Origin of the sequence: Candidatus Enterococcus huntleyi (genome assembly GCF_009933175.1) — a bacterium.
Classification (GTDB): domain Bacteria; phylum Bacillota; class Bacilli; order Lactobacillales; family Enterococcaceae; genus Enterococcus_K; species Enterococcus_K huntleyi.
Genome location: NZ_MAEJ01000032.1, coordinates 218,965 through 239,931, shown reverse-complemented (window position 1 = coordinate 239,931; position 20,967 = coordinate 218,965). Strand labels below are relative to the sequence as shown.

The window sequence follows — 20,967 nt, the reverse complement described above, 5'->3', positions numbered from 1 at the left end:
CGTCACTAATTTGATTGATAAACACTCGCTTTTAATACGCCGACATAGGGCAAATTACGATAGGCTTCGGCGTAATCTAATCCATAACCGACCACAAATTCATTGGGTACATCAAAACCGATATAATCCGCTTCAATATCTACCACGCGACCTTCTTTTTTATCTAGCAAAGTGACAATCTTAACAGAATTCGCTTTACGATATTTGAAAAGATCTACCAAGTAAGCCAACGTGCGACCACTGTCGATTATATCTTCGACTATCAGCAAATCACGGCCTTCAACATTGGTATCCAAATCCTTCACAATCTTGACTTCACCAGAAGAAACGGTTGCATTGCCGTAACTAGATACATCCATAAAATCCAATTCTACATATGTATCAATCTCGCGAACAACGTCCGACATAAACGGAACAGCCCCCTTTAAAACACCTACTACTAAAGGGTTCTTGTCTTTATAAAGTTCAGATAACTCTTTACCTAGTTCTGCGCAACGCGCTTGAATTTGTTCTCTTGTTATTAGTATTCGTTCGATATCTTTCTCTAACATTTGGTTCTCCTTCCACCTACTACCTCTGATATTTATAAAGAAGTACGTAGAGTATTTTATCAGTTTCTTCACTAATACTCAAATAAGAAAGTGCAAAAGGCAACAATCCATAGATATTTTTTTCGGAATCCGCCAGTACCCAAGCTGAAGCTCTTTTTTCATTCGGTACTTTATGATCGATAAAGTAGCGGGAAATTTTTTTTGACTGTCTTTCATTTAATCTCAGACGATCTCCCGCTTGTCGATGTCGGACGACAAAAGCATCTGCTAGATTGGCTGGAAAATTTGTTTGAAACGTCTCCCACTCACGGACTTCTCTAGGAACCTGATCCAATTCAGCACTATTTATAATCCCTAGCCATTCGTGATCAGATAAATAAATCCCCTCATTATAGTGCAGTGTATGAGACTGTTCTGCGACGTTTTCCGGTTCCACTAGCTGATTCTTTTTCTCAAATGAGATCTGTTGATACCTCTTTTTGATTTCCCAACCTTTAGAAAAAGCAATCGTCCACTGGGCTTTCCCTTTATTTAACAATTCTATTAATTGGAGAATCTGCTCTTCCTTAGCGCCAACCTTTAGGTCTACTAAACGTTTCTTAAAAAAATGACTTAGAAAGTAATATTTTTTATTATCGGGTAACTGAGCGAGCCAACTTTCTTCAATTATCCACGCTTTGCCATTCTTCTCAACCCGTGCCTGATATTCCTTCTCCATCTGCTCAGAAATCAGTTCCTCGGCCCATTCTAACTGTTGTGAAAACTGTTGTGCATGGGGTAATAGACGCGCATTTTCAGTTTTTAGCTGAGGAATTATTTGCTGGCGAATTCGATTTCTTTGAAGGTGGGTTTCAACATTCGTCGCATCCTCAAAGTAAACAAGCGATTGTTTGTCGGCAAACATCCGGATTTCTTCTTTCGAAAAAGGTAACAGCGGTCGAATCAATTCACCCTTAGCAAAACACTGACGCTCCTTTATGCCGATATGGCTGTGTAAAGAACCGCCTCGAGCCAACTTCATAATCAACGTCTCCAGCTGATCGTCTCCGTGATGAGCAGTCATTAATTTCGTGCAACCCGTTTGTTGCATAACTTGACCAAAGTATTGATAGCGAAAAGTTCTAGCCGCCTCTTCCATCCCTGTAGCTGGAGCATTTTGCCACCGTACACTATAAAAAGGTAGTTGTTTTTCTTGGCAATAATTAGTTAAGTAAGCTTCTTCTGCCAGCGATTCCTCTCGTAACTGATGATTCACATGCACGACAGCTAAAAATAATCCTTCTTTCAGAGAAACCGCCTCCATCAAGTGAAGTAAGACCATTGAGTCAACGCCACCTGAAATGGCTAACAGAATTTTGTCTTTAGTTTGCCATAAAAGTTTGTCTTTTCCGTGATTAAAAAATAAATTTTCCATGTTTACGGGTTACTCCTTATTCATTCGAAAGAAAAAAACTGAGGCAGTCAATCAAAGTTGATTAGTGCCTCAGTTCATTTTTTACTACTCACTTATCTGTTATCCACTTTATAGATTAGTTACGACGACCGCCACGGCCTCCGCGTTTTCCTTCAGTATTCCGTTTCAATGAAGAAAGTCGATCATCACTATCTTTCAAAAATGAACTCATCAATGAATCAAAATCTTGTTTATTATTATTATTGTTCATCGGCTGATTACGAGAGAACGGTTTTTTCTGAGCAGGACGACTATTGTAATTTTCGCGTGGCTCACGTGGCTCACGACGTTGGAATTCGCGTTTTTCTTCTTGCGGTTGGTCTTGTGCTTTACGGATTGACAAACCGATTTTCCCATCATCACCGATAGTAGTTACTTTAACGGTTACTTCATCACCGACAGTTAAGACATCATGTATATCTTTAATAAATCCATTGGACACTTCGCTAATGTGAACTAAGCCAGTCTTCCCTTCACCTAGATCAATAAATGCACCAAAATTAGTAATCCCTGACACTTTTCCTTGTAGTTTCGCTCCTACTTCGATTGACATAAAAAAATTGTTCCTCCTAATTTATAACCCTTTTTTATATTTCAATTACGCTACTTATCAGTAGCACTTGATTCTGTCGTATTTTTTATTGCTTGATCAGCTGCATCGCTGGTATCCGTCCCAAGAACTGGGTAGACCTGCTCGCCTTCTTTGGAATAGAAAAATCGACTACGGGCTACTTTCGCCACGTATTCGTCATCCTTCAGCAAGTTCACGTCTTGTTTTAGCGTGCTCAGCTGTTTGTCGACTTGTGCCGATTCGGCAACTGTTTCTTTTTTTATCTCTCCCAATGACTGTAGGCGCTGATAGTCACTGAACAATTGAACGCCAATAATCACAAAGACCCCAATGGCTACCATAAAAACAACGGCTAAGCGTCTTCTTCTAAAGACAAGCTGTTTTTGCTGCTTTTGAAATTCACTATATTGTTCTTTGGCATACGCCGTATCAATTGTTGAAATTTTATTCTTTTGATCCTGACTCACTCACACTCACCTCAGTCTCTTTTTCATGGTCTTTCTCATTATACCAACATCTTTAGCTGTTGTCTAATCTAATTCTCAGCTGAATCTGTTCGTGTTTCTGCTACTATTTCATACATTTTTTGAGCATCTTCTTTTTTCGTTGATTCATGCAATTCTGTGACCTTAACTTCTAACAGCTTATTCCCAAATTGCACCTTCAATACATCCCCAACTTTAACATCGCTGGAGGATTTAGCCAGTTTGCCATTCACTTGAATACGCCCTTTATCAGCAACTTCTTTGGCTACTGACCGACGTTTAATAATTCGTGATATTTTCAAAAATTTATCTAATCTCATCTGTTAACCCTCTTTTTTATTTAATTTAATTTTTAATAGTTTCTTGCCAAACGGGATCATTAACCATTCCCGTACTGTAAATAATTTTAACCGAATTGCGACAAAAATGAAACAACTGGCACCGATTATTACACCGATTATACTAATAAACAGTGCTGTCATCCGATGATGGAGCGGTCCCAAAAGGCCAATTACGGCTCCATTATATAACAATAAACTTACTGCCATAGCAATGAGACAAAGTAGAAATGTTCGGCCAAATCGACGTTCTTTCCAAAAACCATTCAATTCTTTTTCTGAATGCTGAACTAAATAAGCCAACGTCATAGCCAAGCCACATAAGGTAGCTAGACTGGCGCCCAGCGTACCCACTATAGTCGTTAAAATAATTGTACTTAGCGCCTTCACAAGTAGCCCCCAACCAGCTGCCTTCAAGGGCATTCGAAACCAATTCTGACTTTGCGCAATGCTTTGATAAGCTTGAATAGTTGCCATCAACCCAATCGCAAAGACAAATACCGTCAGAGCTTTCGTACCCGAAGTATCTTTGAATAAGGCGTAATTGAAATACGGTAATAAAAGTGCCAGTCCCACAGAAGCTGCCATCGCCAAGCTTACCGTTAAGCGCAAATAAATCCGTGCCGATTGCTGAAATTGCTTCTTTTTTGTTTGAACTAACGATCTAGTTAAGGCCGGCAAGAAAGTCGCGCTCAAGGCCGTTGCCACCACCAGTCCAAGCTGAACCAATGGCTGTCCCCGATCGTACACACCTTTAGCCACCCGAGCAGCTTGTTCCGTCAAACCATGTAATTCTAACCCATTTGTAATTAAAAACGAGTCAGCTAACTGGAAAAAAATTAGGTAGCCACTGTAGATAGAAAGAAGTCCTCCTTCAATCAAAAAGCGCCGAATTAATTCCTTTTTTGGTCGTTGTTTAACAGGGAAAGAACGAAGTCTCAGTGCACCACCGTGAATTTTTTTCTCATAGTAGGTCAGTAATAAGAACCCACAGACCCCACCAAAGAATGCTCCACTCATAGCAATCATCCCTGTTTGATACACCGTCAAGCCTAATTGCAGATAAGCGGTGGCAGCTGACAGAATAATGCCCACGCGAATCAACTGCTCTAACACCTGTGAAGCCGCAGTTGGCACCATTAACAGATGACCCTGGAAATTCCCACGATAAAATGAGAGTCCTGGCACTAAGAGAAAGGTAAAGGAGACCACTTGAATTAAAGGAGCCAGCGCGGCATCGCCCATTATTTTCGCTAATAGACCACTGCCAAAGAAACACAAGGCCCAAAGGCTGATTGCACACCAAAAGACTAACGGATACAACTGCTTCAACGCCTCTTTTTGCTCTCGTGGCGTCTCTTTTTCAACAATATATTTTGAAATAAATTGAGGCAATCCAGAGAGTGCCAGTGTCATGGCAATCCCATAGATTGGGTAGACTTGTTGATAGACATAAAAGCCTTCATCGCCCACCGCATTTTGGAAGGGCACGCGATAAATCGCGCTCAACAACTTCGCTATAAAAGAAGCAATCGTTAGCACAACGGCTCCTTGCATCATTTTTCGCATTTCCTTTTGCGCCATCGCGATCCCTCCTCGCTTCATGTCTAACGCGTTATCCCTGACTTCTTATACGTGACTTCCTATCTGTGCCTTCTATTATGCTCCTCCGAAGACGACACACTTCATCTTCACAGACCTATTTCTTTCACAAAGTTTGCATCCTTGGGCCAATACTCTGCTCAACATTTTTAAGTATTTTTTGAAATAGCATTCGCTTAAATGGCGTATTCCTACGAGATAAGTAGTAAGAACCATTATTCCAACTATTCGTTGGGCGTTCTCATAGGCATTTTATTTTTCTTTAGTCGCCACATATTTTTGTTGTCGTAAAGCGGTAATAAAGCTCGCCGTTTCTTGTAACCACACAGCCTCAGTCATGCCTCTGCCGGTAGTCAAAGTAATTGTCATTTTTTCTTTTTCGACACCTAAGCCTGCTTTCATCTTCGTGGCAGTCAGTGCTTCAAATAATTGTTCCACTGAATAAGTTTTTGTTCCCACTTTGCTTAAAACAACCTTGATTGCTAATCCATGTATGCGAATGGACTCTACTAAAGCTCGATCGCCATCCATTTTCATTTGACCAATCGTCAACAAGTGAGCTACTTCTTCAGGATATTCACCGAATCGATCAAGTAAATCAGCTTCCAATTCCTCCAGCATTTCTTGATTTTCTAATTCGCGAATTCGTTTGTAAATTTCTATCTTCTGCCGCTCATCTTCAATATAAGTAGCAGGTAGATACGCATCAACACCCATATCGATTTCTACGGATGTTTTCTCAATCTGTGTATTCTTGCCTTGCTTACGTGCTACAGCTTCAGACAACATTTGTGAATACATATCAAATCCGACTGCATCAATGAACCCATGTTGTTGAGCACCTAATAGATTTCCGGCACCACGAATGGATAAGTCGCGCATAGCAATCTTAAATCCTGAACCCAGTTCAGTAAAGTCTTTGATTGCTTGCAGTCTTTTTTCGCTGACCTCATTCAATATTTTTTGTTGCTCATACATAAAATAAGCATATGCAACGCGGTTACTTCTTCCGACTCGACCTCGTAATTGGTACAGAGTCGAGAGACCCATGTAGTCCGCATTTTCAACAAATAAAGTATTCGCGTTTGGAATATCCACACCTGTTTCGATAATCGTGGTGGTCACTAGGACATCATATTGGCCTTCAATAAAGTCAAACAAGGTATTCTCTAATTGAACCTCGGTCATTTGACCATGAGCAAAAGTAATTCGCGCATCTGGTACCAGCGCTTGAAGCTCCGTCACCTTCTGATCAATCGTATCCACACGATTATATAAGTAAAAGATTTGGCCGCCGCGACCCATTTCTCGCTCAATTGCTTCACGCACCGCCCCAGGATTATGTTCCATCACATAGGTTTGGATCGGATAGCGATTTTCTGGAGGCGTTTCGATGACAGAAAGATCTCGAACGCCTAACATAGACATATGCAATGTCCGTGGGATAGGTGTCGCCGTTAACGTCAGCACATCTACTTCCGAACGCAGCTGTTTGAGTCGCTCTTTATGTTTGACGCCGAAGCGTTGCTCTTCATCAATAATTAATAATCCTAAGTCCCCAAACTCAATATCTTTTGATAAAATCCGATGGGTACCCACTACGATATCGATTTGTCCGGTACGAAGCTCCTCAATCGTTTCCTTTTGTTGCGCCTTTGTTCTAAATCGACTCAATAAGCCGATATTAACAGGGAAGTTTTCGAATCTTTCCAACATCGTTTCGTAATGTTGTTGTGCCAAAATAGTCGTTGGTACCAAGAAAGCAACTTGCTTATTTTCCTTGACCGCTTTAAAGGCAGCTCGTAAAGCAACCTCCGTCTTCCCGTAACCAACATCGCCCACCAATAAACGATCCATCGGCTTCGCTTTTTCCATATCACGCTTAATCTCAGCAGTACTACGTAATTGGTCTTCTGTCTCTGAGTAAGCAAAAGCATCCTCAAATTCTTTTTGGTAAGCATCATCTGGTCCGAAAGCATAGCCTGTTTCAGCCTCTCTAGCGGCATACAGTTGAATTAGATCATCCGCAATGTCCTCAATTTTAGAAGTAACCTTGCGTTTAGTCTTACTCCATTCACTGCCACCCAGCTTGTTTACTCGAGGTGATTTTCCTTCTGAGGCAACGTATTTTTGAATCAGATTTAACTGCGTCACAGGAATGAACAGCTTGTCTTCGTTTTGATAGAGAATCGTCAAATAATCTTGATGAACGCCATCCACTTCAAGCGTCTGCATCCCGATATATTTCCCAATCCCATGATTAGCATGCACCACGTAATCGCCTGATTTTAACTCACTGTAACTTTTTAGTCGTTCAGCATTCGAAATGCTCTGACGGCGCGCGCGTTTTTTCGCAGTTTTTTGGAATACTTCGTTTTCAGTAATTGCCACCAGCTTATCTTGAGGCAATTCGAAGCCCGACTGCAACCCGCCTTCCACCAATTGGATCTTTCCAGTCAATAACTTATCCGCTGTTGACTGAACTGCTTTTATGTCATGATCCAGAAACATTTCTTCGATTTTTTTCAGGCGTTCCTTTGTCGAAATGTAAACAACAACCGTTTGGCCTTGTTTCTTCCAACGTTCCATTTCTGTTTTCAACAGGGGCATCTGCCCGAAAAACTGCTGCATAGAGCGATACTGGAAATTATAAACCTGTTGGAATCGCAAATTCCCCATGCCCTTTTGAAATAGCGAAAAGTAACTCGTTGGATAACTTTCTTTCATTAGAATTTGAGCAATATCATGCCCAAAATTCTGTTCCGAAAAGATACGGCCCTCTTCAATTTTTAAAGTTTGCCATTCGGCCTCTTCACGTTCCATTTCACGATTAGTTTCCAAAATTCTCGAATAGTCATCCACAAAGATCAAGGTATTTTTTTCAAAATAATCAAAAATACTTGTTTTCTCTTCATATAAGAAGTCGGTATAATAGTTAGCCTGATCCCCAGGAATACCTGACTGCCAGTCGGTACTTAATTGGCCGAAATAATCCGTTAGAAACTCTTTTTCAGTCGGATCAGTCGTAATCGCCAGACGTTTCTCCAATGCTTCCGCTAGACGCCCCACACCATAGTGCAAATTATCTGTCGAAAAAACTAACTCTGAAGTCGGCAAAATGTCAATCGCTTCAATTGTTTGCAATGACCGTTGACTATCCGCTTCAAAATAGCGCATAGAATCAATCTCATCATCAAACAGTTCCACTCGAACAGGATAGTCTGTGGTCAGTGGATAGACATCCACAATACTGCCACGAATACTGAACTCACCTGGTTTACCGACCATTGTTTGACGCTCATAGCCCATTAAAACCAACTGTTGAGCCAATGTATTACTATCGATAAGTCCACCAATTTCCCAATTAATTTGATAGGACTGCCAAGTTTTCTTAGGCGGTAAAAATTTCCTTAAAGCCGCCGCTGGTAAGACATAGATCCCTTTTTTCTTCGTAGCTAAAGCGGCCAGTGTTGCGACCCGTTCCGCTCGTGCTTCTGGTGAAGAAAAAGCCATCTCAGCCGACATCACTTCATCTACAGGGAATAAAAAAATCTCTTCCTGTGGTAAAACATGCTGCAAGTCATCTACTAATTGGTTCGCATAATATAAGTTCGGTGTGATAACCACCGTGGTCTTTTTTAATTTTTTGTAGCCACTGACCATAGTCAATGTTTTCGCTGACCCTGACAGTCCCGTTAACAACTGACGCGGTGCTTTTTCTTTCAATTCTTGCATCCATTGTTGTATTAAAGGATTCCGATTGAATAGTTGAATAATATTCAAAGCCGTCTCCCCTCTCTAATTAAATTGATTCATGGTATCAATAAATGTATGTCCAGCTAGACGATAATCACAGGCTTTGACTGATTGCTCAATGCTCGCTTCAATCAGTGGCTGCTCGTCTTTACTAAAACCACTAAGCACATGATTAATCACCGTTTTCTTACCCTCAGGCCGACCGATTCCGACTTTAATACGATCAAACACGTTGTCACCCAAATGGGAAATCAAGCTTTTTATCCCATTATGCCCACCTGCACTGCCTTTTTGGCGTAAGCGAATCTTACCAATAGCCAAATCTAGGTCATCGTAAACAACCAGTAATTCTTCTGGGTAAATGCCAAAATAAGTCATCAACGGACCTACCGCACGACCAGATTCATTCATAAAAGTCATTGGTTTCACCAATAAAATTTTTTCTCCATTTATAAAAAACTCAGCCACTTCGGCTTCAAAAGGATTCTTCTTAAATGTAGCACTATATTCTTTTGCCAAACGATCGACAACCATAAAGCCGATATTATGTTTGGTGTCTTGGTATTTTGTTCCAGGATTTCCCAATCCAACAATCATTTTCATCAAACGTTCCCCACTTATCCAGTCATTTGCAACACAAAATGCTGGATAGGTATAAAACCATCCAGTCATGTCACATTTTTCTAATTAGTAGTATAACACAGGAATGGCTGTAGTGGTTAGAGCCAAACTTCTCAGAATCAACAAAATTAAAAAAAAGTTAGAAAAAACTTCTAGAAACAGTGAATTCCAGGAATAGTGAAATCTCGCACATGTAAGCTTTTACAATTAATACAGTAAGAAAAACTGTTATACTTTCGCGGCATATTACGTGACAGAAGTGCGCAGTGATGATAACATGATATAGAAAAAACAAATACGCGGAAGGATTGATACACATGACTAACGAAAGAAAAGATCATCAAAAAGTCATTCTAGTCGGAGATGGCGCAGTTGGATCTAGTTATGCATTTGCTCTTGTCACTCAAAACATTGCCCAAGAAGTCGGGATTATTGATATTAACACGAAAAAGACTGAAGGAGACGCAATCGACCTTTCCCATGCGTTAGCTTTCACTTCTCCTAAGAAAATCTATGCTGCAGAATATGCGGACTGTCATGACGCGGACTTAGTCGTTTTAACAGCTGGCGCGCCACAAAAACCAGGTGAAACTCGTTTAGACTTAGTCAATAAAAACTTAAAAATCAACCGTTCAATCGTGACGCAAATTGTTGACTCTGGGTTTAACGGAATTTTCTTAGTAGCCGCTAACCCTGTAGATATCTTAACTTACTCAACTTGGAAATTCTCTGGTTTCCCTAAAGAACGCGTAATCGGTTCAGGTACTTCACTTGATTCTGCTCGTTTCCGTCAAGCAATTGCCGAATTAGTAGACGTCGATGCCAGAAATGTCCATGCCTACATTTTAGGTGAACACGGTGACTCAGAATTCCCAGTATGGTCTCATGCCAACGTGGCTGGCTTACAAATTTACGAATGGGTGAAAAATAATCCTGAAGTTGATGAAGAAGCCATGGTTAATTTATTCTTTAGCGTGCGTGATGCAGCTTACACAATCATCGAACGAAAAGGTGCGACCTTCTATGGTATCGCTGTTGCCCTAGCTCGTATTACTAGAGCCATTTTGGATGATGAAAATTCTGTTCTTCCACTTTCTGTCTATATGAATGGAGAATACGGCTTAGATGATATCTTCATCGGTGCCCCAGCTGTCATCAACCGTCAAGGGATTAAACAAGTCATTGAGATTCCTTTGACAGATGCAGAAAAAGATCGTATGAACGCTTCAGCAAGTCAATTAAAAGAGGTCATCACTCAAGCTTTTGAGCAATTAGACGCTGAATAATCAGCTATTTTACTCATAGAAGACACTCACTCATCAACACAAAAAGAATTTGATGCTCGAAAAGAGTTTCAAATTCTTTTTTTATGTATTATTATAAAATGCATAGAGTTATTTATAATTATTATTAAGTTTCTAAATGTTTATAAAGTTTTCATGTTTTTTAGGCAAAAACATCGCATTTTTAGCTATTTATGCTATTATGAGTATCGGTATACTCTAAATTTATCCACTTAAGGAGTTCATATATTATGACAAAAGGTCGCACGCGAGCGAGGCAAAAAAGAAGTGCCTCGAAGATTGTATTGTTCGTTATTCTAGGTATCGTTATTCTATTAGCTGGTGGCTACACTTACCGCAGCATTTATTATACCAAACATTTTTTACCTAAAACTGAGGTAAATAGCGTTGATATTAGTGATTTAACTATCGACGAAGCGAAAAATGCCCTTCAAAAAGAATACTCTTCTAAAGTTTTTACTATCCAAGAAGAAGGAAAAACTTGGCATGAAGTAAAAAAATCTGAATTAGGTGTCTCACCTAATTTTACCAAAGAATTAGAAATATTAAGACAAAAGCAAAACCCTTGGGGCTGGGCTATATCCTATGTTTCTGCAGCTGAAAAAGAAACCCTCAGCTCACTAGATGTAGATCAAGAAAAATTAACGGCTTCTATAGCAACTATCAAAAATAACTTAGTTAAGCTAAATGAAAGTCGCACAAAATCTGAAGATGCCAAAGTCATCCGAACAGAAAGTGGCTTCTCCATTCAAAAAGAAACTGTGGGGAATTCTATCAACATCGATGAAGCCATCGCTTCCATCACACAAACAGCAACTGAAGGCAAAGAAACCATCGACTTACTCGATTTCCGTGTAAAACCGACAGTGACCGCTGACGATGAAAATTTGAAAAAAGAAATTGAAAAAGCCAACAAAATTGCGCAAGTCAAAGCAACTTACACAATTAACGGCGCCTCATTTGTCATTCCAACAGCGACAATTATGGAATGGATTGAAACAAAAGACAGTGACATTTCACTGAACAATGAAAAGCTAACAGCTTACGTAAACGAACTGGCTGCGATGTATAATACAAGTTCAAATCCGACGAAGTTCACCAGTACTAGACGTGGAGAAGTTAGCGTGCCTGCAGGCTCATACAGTTGGACTATCCAAGTAGATCAAGAGGCAGCGGCATTGAGAGACTCGATTATGGCTGGCGAAGATTTCACTCGTAGTCCGATTGTTCAAGGAAGTACTACCGCAGATCATGCTCTTGTCGGCAGCACTTATATTGAAGTGGATCTACAAAATCAGCATATGTGGTTTTACAAAGATGGGGCATTGGTTCTTGAAACAGATGTCGTCACAGGTAAACCTTCATCACCTACTCCAGCAGGCGTCTTTTACGTTTGGAACCACGAACAAAATGCAACACTCCGTGGTTTAAATGATGATGGCACAAAATATGCTAGTCCCGTAAAATACTGGATGCCCATCGATTGGACCGGTGTCGGTATTCACGATTCTGACTGGCAACCACAATATGGTGGAGAATTATGGAAAACAGTTGGTTCTCACGGCTGTGTCAACACCCCACCAGGCGTCATGAAACAATTATACGGTGCAGTTGAAAATGGTACTCCTGTATTAGTCTTTTAATAATAATCATACTAACAGAGCGAATGACTATCCCCGTTGATAGCTGTCCGCTCTGTCTTTTTTTGATTTCCATCTTAATAAATAGTCATCCTACTCTCTATGTAGCCTCTTGATTGCTCCCGTACTCTTTTCCTGACACATTATTGTAGTCTGCTCACTCGCTTTTATTTATTGAGCATTCGAGAAAAAACGCGTATATTCGCCTAGAAGCTATTCACTCTCAACAATTTTTGATATATACTTGCATTATATTGGTAGACAAGGAGATTCCTATGACTTATTGGCAAAAAGCAGATTATTCTTGGTCGACAGATTCTGAACGACACATCTTGACTCCGACCCCCAAAAGCCAACGTTTATTTTACTACGTTCAAGAAATTGGCCATTTCAAAGCGCAGCAACCTTATTTTACTGAGCGCGAGCATCTGCCATCGTACCTAATCAAATTCACCTTGCAAGGGGAAGGATTATTACAGTATAAAAATCAAACATATCCGATCAAAAGTGGCGATCTTTTTTTTATTGATTGCCAAGAATATCAATACTACAAGACAGTCAGTGAGGACTACTGGGAAATGGATTGGGTTCATTTTTCTGGCGCCCAGTCAGCGATGTTTTACGAAGAATTCATGAAAAATGATTGCCCTGTATTTCAAACGGATGGTCCGCCACAAGCGAATTCTATTTATCTAATTTTGGAGCAATTGTTGCATCTACAATCGCAACCTCATGCCCAAACAGACTATCAATCTTCCATCCTTTTGCATCAATTACTGAATGAAGTGCTTTTACAGAAATATCAACAGGACTTTTCTTATGAAGCAATTCCTAAACATATACTGGATATGCGCGCCTATCTTGAAGAGCATTTTAAAGAATCACTCTCATTAGAATCATTAGAAACCCGGTTCCATATTAATAAATATCAATTAAACAAGGAGTTTTCCAAATACATCGGGCTTCCACCGATTAAATACCAAATCAATAAAAAAATATCCCACTCAAAAGATTTACTACGATACTCAGATAAATCTATCAAAGAAATTTCATTAGAAGTTGGCTTGGAAAATTTCGCCTACTTTAGTCGACTCTTCAAAAAAAGAACCGGTCTCACTCCCAGTCAATATCGGAAGATTGGTTAGTGATACGCTTCAAAAAAGTCCACCCAATCAGTTATCTTAACTAAATGGGTGGACTATTCATTTATTCTGCTGAAGTAAAGACCTCTGATACATCATCATCGTCTTCCAATTTGTCGACTAATCTTTCCAGTTGTGCTTGCTGCTCTTCTGTTAGTGGGACTGTCGTCTGAGGCACCATCGTCAGCTCGGCCTGAGCCAAAGTGAAGCCCGCTTTTTCTAACCATTCTCTGACCTTCACAAATTCATCAGGTGCTGTATAAATCTCAAAAACTTCTGGTGACACCAACAAATCTTCCGCACCTGCTTCCAGTACATCTTCAAACATCTGATCCTCATCTACGGCTAAATCAGTTCTTTCAATCGCAATGTAGCCTTTTCGATCAAATAAATAATTAACTGACCCTGTCTCACCAAGTGAACCCCCGTTTCTAGAAAAAGCCACTCGGACATTGGTCGCTGTCCGATTACGATTATCTGTTAAGGTATGGACTAAAATTGCGACTCCACCTGGTCCATAGCCTTCATAAGTGATCTCATCATAGTTCGCATTTTCAGCTGAACTATCGGCTTTCTTGATCGCTCGATCAATATTATCATTGGGCATATTAGCTGCTTTGGCTTTGTCGACTGCTAGGCGAAGGGCTGGATTTAAAGCTGGATCAAGCCCGCCTGCTTTGGCCGCCATATAAACTTCCCGAGAAAGCTTCTGAAAAATCTTTCCACGTTTAGCATCTTGCGCATTTTTTCTTCCTTGAATATTGCTCCATTTACTATGTCCTGACATTCTATTTCCTCCCCTTCACTCAATCACAGTTACAGTTACAACCGCACACAATCCGTCCTTGGTCCATAAAATACTCATCTAGTGCTCTTTCACAAATAGTCCTACTTCTTTTTCAACAGCTTTCACTCTTAATTATACACGCTTTAGAACGTTCACCCAACTCTAAACGATGCCATTAGCTATTCCCTGCTCCTGCTGACTCTTGCTGACTGATTAACGACTTTTTTTATGCCAAATAAAGAGCACGCTAGCCAATACGACAGCTGTTAATGCGCCACAAGAATCGAGCGCCACATCTTGAAATAACGGCGAACGACCGTCTGTCATCATTTGATGAAATTCATCCAAACCAGCATAACCTGTTGCTGCTAACCATCCGAGAATCGAAGGTAACCAAATAACTTTCAAACGAGGATAAAGTCCAAGGAAAAGACTGCCACCCATTAGAAAATACGTCCCGAAGTGAGCCCCTTTTCGAATAAAAAATTCGATAAACTTCAAGTAACCGCTAGCCTTGATACTGACTTCATCACCCGCATAGACAAATGAGATTGTCTCAAAAAAGTCTTTAAACGGCTCATTTTTTAAGAGCTTCCCTAAAAAAGCAATTTGTGATTGTTGCTCATAGGTCTGCGAAGAGCTGTAAAAAAGAACAGCCATAACAAAAAAAGCGATACCTAAATATAAATTTCCATTTTTCATTTGTTTTTTGATTGCTTTCATAATCCACCTCCATTCTATCTTACCAATTTTTCAAAAAAGAACAATCTTTTCCACATTTTTGTTGATATACTATATACTGTATCTATAACTGTAACGATAGCACCACTTGTTACAAGTAATAAATTAACTTTTTGAAGGGAGTATGTTTATGTCTTATTCTTTAATTTGGGATTTAGATTCAATTTTTCCAGGAGGTAGCGATTCTCCTGAGCTTAAACAACGTTTAGAAAAACTCGCTGAACAAATTGAAAATCACCACGATAAAGTTAACGCTTGGTCACCATCTGAGGATTCTGATAATCAAGGATTATTAGAAATCATTCAATTAGCTGAAGCCGTTTCAGAAGGTTATGGTCAATGCGCAAGCTATATTACGGCCTTAAGCTCAGCCAATGTAAATGACACGAAAGCCAAAATCTTATACGGTGAATTAGCTAGCCTATCACCTAAGTTCCAATTGTCTCAAACGATCTTTTCTAAAAAACTCACTGCCATCTCTGATGATGAATGGGCAACACTTATTTCAACAGACGCGTTGGCACCTTTAGCTTTTCGTTTAAGTGAGATTCGCCGCGACGGCAGCGAACTACTTTCAGAAGCGGAAGAAAATATCATTAACACACTTTCCCTAGACGGCTTAAATGCTTGGAGCGAACATTACGACACCATCGTTGCGTCGATTATTATTCCATTCACAGATAAAGACGGCAAGACCGTTGAACTTTCAGCCGGCCAAGCCTTCAATAAAATGATGGGCGATCCAGATGCTGCAGTTCGTAAAGAATTATTTGAAAAATGGGAAGCCGCTTGGGCCGAAAAAGCGCCTTTATTCTCTGATACACTGAATCATTTGGACGGCTTTAGACTTTCTACTTACAAATTACATGGCGTGACTGATTATCTCAAACAACCTTTAGAGTATAATCGCTTGCAAAAAGAAACGTTAGATGTGATGTGGGAGACGATTCAAAAAAATAAACAACCAATCATCGACTTCTTGACCAGAAAAGCACAATTATTTGGTAAAGAAAAAATGGAATGGCAAGATCAAGACGCGCCAATTATTTTAGGTGATTTACAAGAAAAAACCTACACCTTTGATCAAGCTGCAGAATTTATTGTTGAAAACTTCGAGAAATTTAGTCCAAAAATGGCGACTTTCGCGCAAAAAGCCTTTGATAATAGCTGGATTGAAGCAGAGGATCGTCCAGGTAAACGTCCTGGTGGCTACTGTACTAGCTTACCTGAATCACAAGAATCACGCATTTTCATGACTTATAGTAACTCCGTGAATGAAGTTGCAACCTTAGCTCATGAACTAGGCCATGCTTTTCATAGTGAAGTAATGTGGGACTTACCAGAATTAAACCGCGATTACGCTATGAATGTAGCAGAAACAGCGAGTACTTTTGCCGAATTAATCGTTGCTGATGCGACGTTGAAAGAAGCACAAACGAAAGAAGAAAAAATTAACTTATTGGATACAAAAATGCAGAATGCGATTGCCATGTTCATGAACATTCACGCACGCTTTATCTTTGAAAATAATTTCTATCAAGCGCGTCAAAAAGGCCTTGTCTCTGAAGAAGAAATCACTGAATTGATGGTAGCCGCACAAAAAGAAAGCTATCAAGATAGTTTAGCTAGCTACCACCCTCATTTCTGGGCAGCAAAATTACATTTCTTTATCGACGATGTACCTTTCTACAACTTCCCTTATACCTTCGGTTACTTATTCAGTATGGGAATTTACGCCTACGCTGATCAACAAGGTTCAGGATTTGAAGATCAGTACATTGCTTTATTAAGAGATACTGCTTCAATGACTACCGAAGAGCTTGCGAAAAAACACCTAAATATCGATTTAACAAAACCAGACTTCTGGCAAGCGGGTATTGATCGCGTATTAGGCGATATCACCGAGTTCTTGGCTTTAACAGAAGAATACGTAAAATAGTCTTCTTTTAAACAATCGATTATTTTATTTTTGGGAAAAAGGAACGGAAAAAAGCTAATTTAGCTGATTTTCGTTCCTTTTTATTGAATATACTAATTTTCCAAGCAATTGCTCTCTTCTTCTTCCCAAACACCCCACACTCGCTAACTGATAGCTAACTTAAGTAAACATCCGATTTCCCATAACCTCTTAATTCAGCATTCTCGCAGCCAAACTATTTTTGACGAAGCTTTCAAAAAAAGTGGAGAATGACAAAATGCTTGTCATTCTCCACTTACTAAGTATTCATTTTTATTGTTTATAAGCCTAATAATGGCGCTGGATTAACGAATCCTGACCATAGCCCAGTTGATACACCAAAGTGTAAATGGACGCCTGTCGAATTCCCTGTTGTTCCCATACCACCAACAACAGTTCCTGCACTTACAGCTTGACCATTAGAAACATTAAAGCTGCTTAAATGCATGTAGTACGAATAATAACCATCCGCATGTTTAATAATTACATGATTACCCGCTGACCAATGGAAACCAGCTTCTACAACAGTTCCACCTTTAGAAGCAAAGACAGGTGTACCTGCTGCCCCGGCAAAGTCTACTCCATCATGAAATGAACCAGAGCTACCCGTTGGATCAACACGATTACCATAAGGACTAGTAATTACAAGTGATGATAAGGGCGCTTGCCAACCGCCGCCTGTTGAAGCGGGTGGTGTTACAGTTCCTGAATCCACTGAATTATTTGTATTGCTATCTGATGTTTGACCACCAGTTGCAGTATTCGTTGCTGGATTTTGCGTTTGTGCTTGCTCTCTCGCTGCTGCTTCGTTGGCAGCTTGGACTCGTGCTGCCTCTGCTTCTGCTGCTTTACGAGCAGCTTCTTCTTTAGCTTTCTGTTCAGCTAATGCTTTAAGCTCAGCTTGACGTTTTCTCTCAGCCTCTGCTTTTTGCTCTTCAAACTTTTTCTTAGCGCCTTTCTCAGTAGCTAATGAAGCTGACAGTGCATTAATCTGGACTTCTTTATCAAGTTTAGCCGCGACTAAATCTTCTTGTTTTTGTTTTAATTCTTCTGTTTTCTCAATAATAACAGCCAAACGTTCTTCTGATTCTTTTTGCAAGACTTCCAATTTTTCTTTATCCTTTGTCTGCTCTTGCATAATATCGTTATTGGCTTTGATTAAGGTATTCACAGCAATCGCTTTTTCGATTGCTTCGTTAACAGATTTTGATTCTACAACGATGTCAATAATCGAGCCAGCCCCTTGATTGGTCTGAACATCACGTGCTTGGCTTTGAATCTGTTCGTCACGCTTAGCAATGACTACTTTTAATTCTTCAATCTCTTTATTTAAATCTGTTAATTTTTTTTCTTCAGCATTTTTTTGTTTAAGAATAGCTAGCACATCGCGTTCAATCTGAGCAACGTTCTCTTCGATTGCTGTTAATTGCGCTTGCGCTGCATTTTGATTATTCTGGATTGTCTCAATCTTCGCATTTTGTTCTTTGATCTTATCGTCTAGCTCATCTGCATTTGCAACAAGCGGTCCGCCAAGAATAGCTAAAAGAATGCTGACTGTCACGACTCTCTTCAATTTAATCATGGATACCCTCACTTTTGTAATTATAAAATTATCATGGTTAAGTTTATTCAAAAGTTGTGTGCTTTTTGTGAAGATTATGTATTTTCTTGAAAAAAGCGCTATATTTAATCTAATTGAAACAAACACTATGCTTTGTTACAGAGAAATGACAAACTAGATTAATTCTATCTAGATAATCATCTCCATGTAAAAGTTGGTTCACCCGCTTTTTGGCGGCATTTTTTTCGATCAGAACATTGTTATAAAGGCTCTTCTTTTTTTGCGAAATACCTTAAGAAGAAGAGCCTTCTTTATCGTCACAAAATTGCTTATTTCAAGAAAAAACTACCGATACAAGCGTATCGGTAGTTGAGTAATTATTAATTTAAATTACATACGAACTGCGAAGTCTGGTGCATACCATGAATATGAACCAACAGTCACGTTTTGACCAGGTTGTGGTGCGTGGATATATTGTCCGCCACCTAAAGCAATCGCTACGTGATGACTACCTCCTGGTGAACCCCAGAATAATAAGTCTCCTGCTTGTGCTTGATTGATTGAAATTCTAGCTCCTGCAGATTCTTGAGGAACGGTCCAACCACCAATTTCACGGCCAGTTGCTTGTCTGTAAACATAGCTAGTAAATCCTGAACAGTCAAAGCCAGATGGTGTTTTTCCACCCCAGACATAAGGAACACCGATATATTTGTAGGCTTCAGCAACAACCGCTGCGCCATTGCCAGAAGATGCTGGCGGTGTTGAAGCAACTGGTGCATTTGGTTTTTCAACAACAGGTGTATTTTGTACTGGCGTGTTTGTATCTGTTTCGGATCCAGTATCGCTCGGTGTCGTTGGTGTTACTGTATTGTTATTTTCAGGTGTAGCTGGTGTTTCAGTCGGTGTTGACGGTGTTTCTTGAACAGCTGGTGTTGCTGCTGCTTGTTCAGCCGCTTCTTTTTCAGCTTGAGCTGCCGCAGCTGCTCTTGCTTCTTCCGCTCTTCTTGCTTCTTCTTGCGCGCGTTTTTGTTCAGCAATTGCTGCTTCTTTTTTCTTGTTTAAGTCTGCTTTTTTGTCTTCAGCAGTCGCTTGTTCTGCAGCTAAAGTCGTTGTTAAAACATTTAAATCTGCTTGTTTAGAAATTAGTTCACCTTTTTGGTTTTCTAATTCGCTTTGGTTCACAGCAATTTCTTCTAATTGTTTTTTGTTTTCAGCTTGTTTGTCTTCAACAGCTTTTTTATCTAGTTTTTGTTGTTCAACTAAATCATTATTCGCTTGAACGATTGTGCTCATTGCTTGCACGCGTCCGATTGCATCTGTAAATGAATCTGCATTCAGTACGGCATCAATGAAGTTAGAACTGCCACCATTGACTTGGACGTCACGTGCTTGTTCTGTAATTGCTTCTTCACGTTTAGCAATTCGTTCTTGCAAGTTTTCAATTTCTTTTTTTAATTCATCCGACTTTTTATACAAAGCTTCTTGTTTCGCTAATAAGTCTTCTGCTTTTTTATTAATTCCATCTACTTCTGCTTGTAAAGAACTAATCTGTGATTGAACATCGGCTTGCTGGCTTTGCAAGTTTGAAATCTTTTGATTCTGCTCAGCAATTTGATCATCTAGGCTATCTGCTACAGCCACTACGGGGCCTGCAACTGTGGTAAGTGCTAAAGAACAAATCATGACTGTTGACAATAAACTCTTTCTCAATGTTTTATTCCTCCGACTGGTTTCATATATTTATAAAAATTATAATTTTGCTTAAGACTTTCTTAACAACACTAGAATAATACCACAGCAGTATTTCAGATAGATAATAGCAATATTACAAAATTGTTTCATTTCAGATTCCTACGTTTTTTGAAAAATAAATATCGGAATAAAGACTGATATAACAGGCTTTATTTAGATTTTCTAGAAATAAATTTTCTTCATAAAAAAAGAAGCTATTTTATGACAAATAGCTTCTTAAAAGGCACGATCAGTAATACGAAGAGTCCCATATTTAAAAGTAGTGTAGGCGCGAGGTATTGTGTGATAAAGACGCTGCCATCAATCACTGCTAATTTAAAAATAAATTGAATCGCTAATGAGATAGCTTCAAAGCTTGTAATAAAAATAATATAGCCAAAAAATAACGTAAACACATTGGTATTGATAGTCTTGGCTAGGCCATACATGCAAAGAACTGTCACGGGTAACGCGACGGCAAAGATGCCGATCACACCAATATAATAACTATCATAGATGATTCCTAAAATAATGGTCGTAAGAATCATAAAACGCTTAGGCAATGTGATACAGCCACAGAGCACTGCTAAGAGTAGCAGATGAACATTCGCTAAGTAGCCTCCATTTGACCAAATACCTACAACACGTGTGAATTGCCCATCCAGCAACATTAACAAGAAAAAAACAGCAGGTGCATAGTATCTAACATATTCTTTTCGTAACATAC

General features: G+C 39.6%; 17 protein-coding genes. 4 read left to right on the top strand and 13 right to left on the bottom strand.

Features of this window, described 5'->3' with window-relative positions; translation table 11 throughout:
- Nucleotides 1–5: 5 nt before the first annotated feature.
- The 8 genes from hpt to pth all read right to left on the bottom strand — a co-directional run bounded on the left by hpt (nucleotide 6) and on the right by pth (nucleotide 9,359).
- The gene (gene hpt, locus BAU15_RS15520) at nucleotides 6–551 is read right to left on the bottom strand and encodes a hypoxanthine phosphoribosyltransferase (RefSeq protein ID WP_161843632.1); all 546 of its coding nucleotides are present in this window, start codon (nucleotides 549–551) and stop codon (nucleotides 6–8) included.
- A gap of 19 nt (nucleotides 552–570) precedes the next feature.
- Nucleotides 571–1,965, bottom strand: coding sequence for a tRNA lysidine(34) synthetase TilS (tilS, locus tag BAU15_RS15515; RefSeq protein WP_161843631.1), 1,395 nt, complete (start codon nucleotides 1,963–1,965; stop codon nucleotides 571–573).
- 115 nt (nucleotides 1,966–2,080) lie between these two features.
- Entirely contained in the window at nucleotides 2,081–2,557 is a 477-nt protein-coding gene (locus BAU15_RS15510; RefSeq protein WP_161843630.1) for a S1 domain-containing RNA-binding protein, read from the bottom strand.
- Nucleotides 2,558–2,607: 50 nt separating this feature from the next.
- On the bottom strand, nucleotides 2,608–3,042 hold the full coding sequence (locus tag BAU15_RS15505; RefSeq protein ID WP_161843629.1) for an FtsB family cell division protein: 435 nt from the start codon (nucleotides 3,040–3,042) through the stop codon (nucleotides 2,608–2,610).
- 68 nt (nucleotides 3,043–3,110) lie between these two features.
- Complete coding sequence (locus tag BAU15_RS15500) at nucleotides 3,111–3,380, bottom strand: RNA-binding S4 domain-containing protein (RefSeq protein ID WP_161843628.1); 270 nt, start codon at nucleotides 3,378–3,380, stop codon at nucleotides 3,111–3,113.
- Between the two features lie 3 nt (nucleotides 3,381–3,383).
- Nucleotides 3,384–4,982: a putative polysaccharide biosynthesis protein gene (locus BAU15_RS15495; RefSeq protein ID WP_161843627.1), complete on the bottom strand. Its 1,599-nt coding sequence runs from the start codon at nucleotides 4,980–4,982 to the stop codon at nucleotides 3,384–3,386.
- Nucleotides 4,983–5,252: 270 nt separating this feature from the next.
- A complete protein-coding gene (gene mfd, locus BAU15_RS15490) occupies nucleotides 5,253–8,783 on the bottom strand; it encodes a transcription-repair coupling factor (protein ID WP_161843626.1) in 3,531 nt (1,176 codons plus the stop codon).
- Nucleotides 8,784–8,798: 15 nt separating this feature from the next.
- Nucleotides 8,799–9,359 carry an aminoacyl-tRNA hydrolase gene (gene pth, locus BAU15_RS15485; protein WP_161843652.1) on the bottom strand — a complete coding sequence of 187 codons (561 nt, stop codon included), beginning with the start codon at nucleotides 9,357–9,359 and terminating at the stop codon, nucleotides 8,799–8,801.
- A gap of 335 nt (nucleotides 9,360–9,694) precedes the next feature.
- Here pth and BAU15_RS15480 point away from each other — a divergent pair, with 335 nt between their 5' ends.
- The 3 genes from BAU15_RS15480 (at nucleotide 9,695) to BAU15_RS15470 (ending at nucleotide 13,466) form a co-directional block, all read left to right on the top strand.
- Complete coding sequence (locus BAU15_RS15480) at nucleotides 9,695–10,663, top strand: L-lactate dehydrogenase (protein WP_161843625.1); 969 nt, start codon at nucleotides 9,695–9,697, stop codon at nucleotides 10,661–10,663.
- A 248-nt stretch (nucleotides 10,664–10,911) separates the two neighbouring features.
- Nucleotides 10,912–12,324, top strand: a complete 1,413-nt coding sequence (locus BAU15_RS15475; protein ID WP_161843624.1) for a L,D-transpeptidase family protein — start codon at nucleotides 10,912–10,914, stop codon at nucleotides 12,322–12,324.
- Nucleotides 12,325–12,596: 272 nt separating this feature from the next.
- A complete protein-coding gene (locus BAU15_RS15470) occupies nucleotides 12,597–13,466 on the top strand; it encodes a helix-turn-helix domain-containing protein (protein ID WP_161843623.1) in 870 nt (289 codons plus the stop codon).
- Between the two features lie 61 nt (nucleotides 13,467–13,527).
- On the opposite strand, the gene BAU15_RS15465 is transcribed toward BAU15_RS15470, so the two are convergent.
- Together BAU15_RS15465 and BAU15_RS15460 are read right to left on the bottom strand one after the other, a co-directional pair.
- Nucleotides 13,528–14,250 carry a YebC/PmpR family DNA-binding transcriptional regulator gene (locus BAU15_RS15465; protein WP_161843622.1) on the bottom strand — a complete coding sequence of 241 codons (723 nt, stop codon included), beginning with the start codon at nucleotides 14,248–14,250 and terminating at the stop codon, nucleotides 13,528–13,530.
- A gap of 213 nt (nucleotides 14,251–14,463) precedes the next feature.
- Complete coding sequence (locus tag BAU15_RS15460; RefSeq protein WP_161843621.1) at nucleotides 14,464–14,973, bottom strand: VanZ family protein; 510 nt, start codon at nucleotides 14,971–14,973, stop codon at nucleotides 14,464–14,466.
- Nucleotides 14,974–15,121: 148 nt separating this feature from the next.
- Here BAU15_RS15460 and BAU15_RS15455 point away from each other — a divergent pair, with 148 nt between their 5' ends.
- A complete protein-coding gene (locus BAU15_RS15455) occupies nucleotides 15,122–16,930 on the top strand; it encodes a M3 family oligoendopeptidase (protein WP_161843620.1) in 1,809 nt (602 codons plus the stop codon).
- A 298-nt stretch (nucleotides 16,931–17,228) separates the two neighbouring features.
- Here the strand turns inward: BAU15_RS15455 and BAU15_RS15450 are convergent, their stop codons facing one another.
- From BAU15_RS15450 to mreD, 3 genes are all read right to left on the bottom strand, one after another.
- Nucleotides 17,229–18,530 carry a peptidoglycan DD-metalloendopeptidase family protein gene (locus BAU15_RS15450; RefSeq protein WP_161843619.1) on the bottom strand — a complete coding sequence of 434 codons (1,302 nt, stop codon included), beginning with the start codon at nucleotides 18,528–18,530 and terminating at the stop codon, nucleotides 17,229–17,231.
- A gap of 369 nt (nucleotides 18,531–18,899) precedes the next feature.
- Nucleotides 18,900–20,219, bottom strand: a complete 1,320-nt coding sequence (locus tag BAU15_RS15445) for a C40 family peptidase (RefSeq protein WP_202622756.1) — start codon at nucleotides 20,217–20,219, stop codon at nucleotides 18,900–18,902.
- Between the two features lie 236 nt (nucleotides 20,220–20,455).
- Nucleotides 20,456–20,965, bottom strand: a complete 510-nt coding sequence (gene mreD, locus BAU15_RS15440) for a rod shape-determining protein MreD (protein WP_161843618.1) — start codon at nucleotides 20,963–20,965, stop codon at nucleotides 20,456–20,458.
- Between the last annotated feature and the right edge of the window lie 2 nt (nucleotides 20,966–20,967).